The sequence below is a fragment of the Planktosalinus sp. genome (assembly GCF_059864935.1).
This window is the reverse complement of record NZ_JCBCCK010000159.1, coordinates 1-5,828: the sequence shown is the minus strand read 5'-3', so window position 1 is coordinate 5,828 and position 5,828 is coordinate 1. Positions and strand designations below refer to the sequence as shown.

4 protein-coding genes are annotated in these 5,828 nt (G+C 38.1%); 2 read left to right on the top strand and 2 right to left on the bottom strand.

Annotated features, from left to right (window positions below):
* The first annotated feature begins 293 nt into the window (after positions 1 to 293).
* Positions 294 to 2,708, top strand: coding sequence for a thiamine pyrophosphate-dependent enzyme (locus tag AC6F75_RS06250; RefSeq protein ID WP_500714094.1), 2,415 nt, complete (start codon positions 294 to 296; stop codon positions 2,706 to 2,708).
* A gap of 243 nt (positions 2,709 to 2,951) precedes the next feature.
* The gene (locus tag AC6F75_RS06245) at positions 2,952 to 3,959 is read left to right on the top strand and encodes a sterol desaturase family protein (protein WP_500714093.1); all 1,008 of its coding nucleotides are present in this window, start codon (positions 2,952 to 2,954) and stop codon (positions 3,957 to 3,959) included.
* Positions 3,960 to 4,029: 70 nt separating this feature from the next.
* On the opposite strand, the gene AC6F75_RS06240 is transcribed toward AC6F75_RS06245, so the two are convergent.
* Both AC6F75_RS06240 and AC6F75_RS06235 read right to left on the bottom strand, forming a co-directional pair.
* Positions 4,030 to 4,869: a 1,4-dihydroxy-2-naphthoyl-CoA synthase gene (locus AC6F75_RS06240; RefSeq protein ID WP_500714092.1), complete on the bottom strand. Its 840-nt coding sequence runs from the start codon at positions 4,867 to 4,869 to the stop codon at positions 4,030 to 4,032.
* Positions 4,870 to 4,968: 99 nt separating this feature from the next.
* Positions 4,969 to 5,649 carry a peptidoglycan DD-metalloendopeptidase family protein gene (locus AC6F75_RS06235; RefSeq protein WP_500714091.1) on the bottom strand — a complete coding sequence of 227 codons (681 nt, stop codon included), beginning with the start codon at positions 5,647 to 5,649 and terminating at the stop codon, positions 4,969 to 4,971.
* Between the last annotated feature and the right edge of the window lie 179 nt (positions 5,650 to 5,828).

Genomic DNA, 5,828 nt, shown 5'->3' with positions numbered 1-5,828 from the left:
GTCATTGATAAAGAAATTGACATCGGCCTGATCAGGGGTAAGTGAATTGGGATTGTCTATCAAATCCATCTCGGTGGTCTCACACGAATTCAGTGCAAAAAACCCGATACTGGCCAAAATAAGTATTTTTAATTTTTTCATATGTGAAGTATTACAAATTACAAAATTTAGGGTTCATTCATATGACAACTTAGTATGAAAAAATCCTACTTCACAAGTAATTTTTATTCAACGTTGCTTCAAATTGTAAAAACGTGAAGTTTTAGTTACTTTTGCAATTCAAAATATTTTCTATGCAAACTCAGTCAGACACCAAAAATCAAATTTCTTTTAACGAATTTAAAACCGAAGTACTTCAGGACTACAAAATTGCAGTAACCAGCAGGGAATGTAGTTTACTTGGCAGACGCGAAGTTTTAACCGGCAAAGCTAAGTTTGGAATTTTTGGTGACGGTAAAGAAGTACCTCAACTGGCCTGGGCCAAAGCTTTTAAAAATGGTGACTGGCGTTCAGGATATTACAGAGACCAGACTTTCATGATGTGTATTGGTGAGTTGACCATACAGCAATTTTTCGCCGGACTTTACGGTCATACTGATTTGGAACACGACCCCATGTCTGCCGGAAGACAAATGGGTGGACATTTTGCTACACATAGCCTAAATAAAGACGGAAGCTGGAAAAACCTTTCAGAACAAAAAAATTCGAGTGCTGATATATCACCTACTGCCGGGCAAATGCCACGTCTTTTGGGATTGGCGCAAGCTTCAAAAATTTTCAGAAATGTAAAAGAGCTTGAAGATAAAACACAATTTTCAAATAAAGGAAATGAAATTGCCTGGGGAACAATTGGTAACGCAAGCACAAGCGAAGGGCTGTTCTGGGAAACCATCAATGCTGCCGGTGTGCTTCAAGTGCCTATGGTGATGAGTGTTTGGGACGATGAATATGGTATTTCAGTTCACGCAAAATACCAAACCACAAAAGAAAATATCTCTGAAATCCTGAAAGGCTTCCAAAGAGATGAAGACAATAATGGTTATGAAATTCTAAAAGTTTACGGCTGGGACTATACTGCCTTGATTGAAACTTATCAAAAAGCAGCACAAATAGCCCGTGAAGAGCACGTGCCTGTTTTGATACACGTTATTGAATTGACCCAACCTCAGGGACATTCCACTTCCGGTTCACACGAGCGCTATAAAAATGGCGACAGACTGGCCTGGGAAGCAGAAAACGATTGCAACCTGAAAATGCGCAGGTGGATGATAGCTTCAAATATCGCAACTGAAGAAGAGCTTGACGAGCTTGAAAAAAATATTAAAAAAGAAGTCAGAGAAGGAAAAGCAGCAGCCTGGAATGCCTTTGTTTCTCCACAAAAAGATGAACAAAAAGAAGTCATTTCACTACTTGAAAAATTAATGCATTCAAGCAGCAACAAAAATTTTATTGAAAAATTAAAAAACGATTTGGCCGGAATTAAAGAGCCCATCCGAAAGGAAATTCTTTCGACCGCAAGAAAAGCTTTGCGTCTGGCAGCTAATGAGCAAAGTCAGGCAAAACAGGATTTAGCCAACTGGATTGAAAATTATTTTGAAAAGATTCAGCCTAAATTCAGCAAACATCTTTATAGTGAAACTGCCAAAAATGCTTCAAATATTGAAGAAATAAGACCTTCATATGATGAAAATGCTCCTGATGTCGATGCCCGAATAATAATTAGAGACAATTTTGATAAAATATTTGAAACCTATCCGGAAACTTTGGTTTTTGGTGAAGACAGCGGCACTATTGGTGATGTGAATCAAGGGCTTGAAGGAATGCAAGAAAAATACGGCAAACTGAGAGTAGCCGATGCAGGCATTCGTGAAGCTACCATTTTGGGTCAAGGTATTGGAATGGCAATGAGAGGTCTAAGGCCCATCGCAGAAATTCAATATCTGGATTACCTCTTGTATGCGCTTCAGATTATGAGCGATGACCTGGCAACCCTGCGATACAGAACTTTTGGAAAACAAAAAGCACCACTTATTGTGAGAACCAGGGGCCACCGTCTTGAAGGCATCTGGCACAGTGGCTCTCAAATGGGAGGAATCATTAATTTGGTAAGAGGAATGCACGTTTTGGTTCCCCGAAATATGACCAAGGCAGCAGGATTTTACAACACCCTATTAGCATCAGATGAGCCGGGATTAATAGTTGAGTGCCTGAACGGTTATCGACTGAAAGAAAAACTACCCAACAACCTTGGGCAATTCAGAACACCTCTTGGTATTGTTGAAACCATTAAAGAAGGAACAGACATTACATTGGTTTCTTACGGTTCAACATTAAGACTGGTAGAAGAAGCCGCCAAAGAACTGGAACAGTTCAATATTTCTGCTGAAATCATTGATATACAGTCGTTGTTGCCATTTGATTTAAATCACGATATCGTAAAAAGTGTGGCAAAAACCAACCGATTACTGGTCATTGATGAAGACGTTCCCGGAGGAGCTTCGGCATACATTCTTCAAAAAATATTGGACGAGCAAAACGCATATGTACATTTAGACAGCAAGCCACAAACGCTCACAGCCAAAGACCACAGGCCTGCTTATGGAACTGACGGTGACTATTTCTCTAAACCTTCAGTGGAAGATATTTTTGAAAAAGTGTATGGAATAATGAGTGAGGTTAATCCAAAATCCTTTCCTGCCATAAAATAAAATATTTAACCCGGGGTGCTTTGTTTATTGAGCCTCTATGAAAGTATTTTTTAGATATGCACTCATTGCCTTCAGTATAATAGCTGTACTTATTCTATTGTGGTTTTCGATTTTAAAATTCTGCAATGATTTAAAATACTTCATTAATTAATTCTTAAATATAGTTGGTTTGGAAAATGAATCCTTATCTTGATGCTTTTGTGATTTTTCGATTAAAATCACTGCATTTTAATAACAAATCACATGGATTTCACAAACCCTTTAGTGTATGGGGTTCCTTGCTTTTTAGGACTTATCTTACTCGAACTTACTTACAGTAAGCACACCAACAACAAGAATCTTTACAAATGGAAAGACTTATCCGCAAGCGTTACAATTGGCGTGGGTTCTGCGGTTATAGCAGCATTAATTAAAACAGTGTCTGCCATTCTGATATTTTCTGTGGTATATGAACTGTTCAATCCTGTAGTGGATGGGGTTCGAAGAAATATTTTTGGATGGGAGTCCTTTGGCTATGTCTGGTATGTTTGGATTCTTTGTATGCTCCTTGATGATTTTGCTTATTATTGGTTTCACAGACAGAATCATATGGTACGCTTTTTTTGGGCGGCTCACATAGTACACCATTCCTCAGACAATTTTAATTTAGGAACTGCAGTGCGAAATGGATGGTTTACAATTATTTATAAACCTTTTTTTTACGTTTGGATTGTGATGCTTGGCATCCCGCCGGAAATGCTCATTGTATGTCTGGGTATTGAATCATTGTGGCAATTTCAATTGCACACCAAGTATATCCCAAAAATGGGTTTTGTAGAAAAGTTTATCAATACACACACGATGCATCAGGTGCACCACGCCAAAAACATCGAATATATGGATAAAAATCACGGGGGCATCCTTAATATTTTTGACAGAATGTTTGGCACCTGGAAAGAGCTTGATGATGATATTGACATTGAATATGGTGTTACTACCCCACCTAACTCCTATAACATTTGGACAATCTTAACCCACGAATACAAAAACATCTGGGTAGATATGAAAAAATCCAAAAACTGGCGGCATAAATTTATGTATGCCTTTGGCCCACCGGGATGGAGCCACGATGGCAGTAGCTTGACAATAAAACAAATGAGGGATTCAATAAAAAAAGAAAAGGAAAAAGCCAAAGCACTTAATGGCAAATCACATAATAATGTCTCAATTCAAAAAGAAAAAGTCACTGAGGTACTATCGGAAACGGGTTAAATGATCTCAAATATCTAATTTGTTATTTTTCATTTCAAATTTGAAATGAAAAATTTGAAATTATAAATTTTTAGGGCAACCACTTTTTATCAAAATTAGGCTTGCGTTTTTCCAGAAAAGCATCCCTGCCCTCTTTAGCCTCATCAGTCATATAGGCAAGTCGCGTGGCTTCCCCGGCAAAAACCTGTTGTCCAACCATACCATCATCGGTAAGATTCATGGCAAACTTCAGCATTTTTATGGAAATAGGTGATTTTGCTAAAATCTCTTGAGCCCATTGATAGGCAGTTTCTTCAAGTTCAGTATGAGGAATAACAGCATTGACCATTCCCATTTCAAAAGCCTCCTGAGCAGAATAATTTCTACCTAAAAAGAAAATCTCACGCGCTTTTTTCTGACCTACCATTTTGGCCAAATAAGCAGAACCGTAACCCCCGTCAAAACTGGTGACATCCGCATCGGTTTGTTTGAATATCGCGTGTTCTTTACTAGCAAGAGTCAAATCACAAACTACATGAAGACTATGACCCCCTCCAACTGCCCAACCGGGAACAACAGCAATTACTGCTTTTGGCATAAACCGAATCAGGCGTTGCACTTCAAGTATATTCAATCTGTGATAACCATCATTGCCCACATACCCCTGACGGCCACGGGCGGCCTGATCGCCACCACTGCAAAAACTGTAAACACCATCTTTTGGTGAAGGTCCTTCAGCAGAAAGCAACACTACTCCAATACTAGTGTCTTCTTGGGCATCGTGAAAAGCATCCAGTAATTCGGCTGTGGTATGTGGTCTGAATGCGTTTCTCACTTCGGGACGGTTAAAGGCGATTCGGGCTACGCCATTACACTTTTTATAAGTAATGTCTTGATATTCTTTAGCGGTTTTCCAGTTGGCTTTCTCCATGGGTTTGACTTAATAATATTGGAATACAAATTTAATTTAAAATTTGAACTTTGTCCGGAAAATCCTTTAATCTATATCTTATCGGAAATTATTACGGGTTTAAATTTTTAAAAGTAAATTCGGGTCAGGACAGTTTATCATATAATAATCCAAGTCCTTTTTAGCGCAGACCCCAGGATAATCACCCTTGTATCCGCCTATATCTTTTATCAACTGAAAATGCAAATGTGGTGCATAATCACCATTTTCTTCGGGATAACCTAATTTACCTATTACTTCTCCTTTTGTTACTTTTTGACCTGCCTGAATCTCCTTGAGGGATTGTCTGCTTAAATGTCCATAAAGCGAATAAAACTCTAAACCATCCATAATGTGTTTTAGAATTATTGTAGGTCCGTAATCGCCAAAATTGTTGTTGTCTTTAAACCCGTGAATCTCCCCATCACAAACTGCCAGTACATCTGTACCTGCTTCAACCCATAGGTCAATTCCCAAATGAATGTTTCTTTCGGTTTCCGGGTCTAGAAGATTGAAATGATCACTTCTTTTATAAATGGCCCTTTGTTCCAAATATCCGCCCCACGCTACTTTTTTATTGTTGTCTTCCAAAGACTTGTTGATATACTGCTCCATTTCCTGCGAAGAAGTTAAATCAATTGATTCAAGTTCAATATTGTTTACAGAAAGATTGAGTTTGCAAAATTGATTTTCTTCAAATTTTGAATCAATTACAGGTGTAAAGCCCGAAGTTAAATCTTTAAATTCTGTATTGGTAAACATGTTTTTCTTTTGAATGAGATCAAAATTACGTTAAATAGGGACTAAAAAAAAGCCCGAATGAACGGGCTGTAATTATTAGGTCTAAAAATTTGTTGGTTGTTTAAAACGGTGGAGCCAAATATGGGAAGCTGCTTAAAAAAGGTTTGTCGTTAGCATCTACTCCATCACCTATTAAAAGT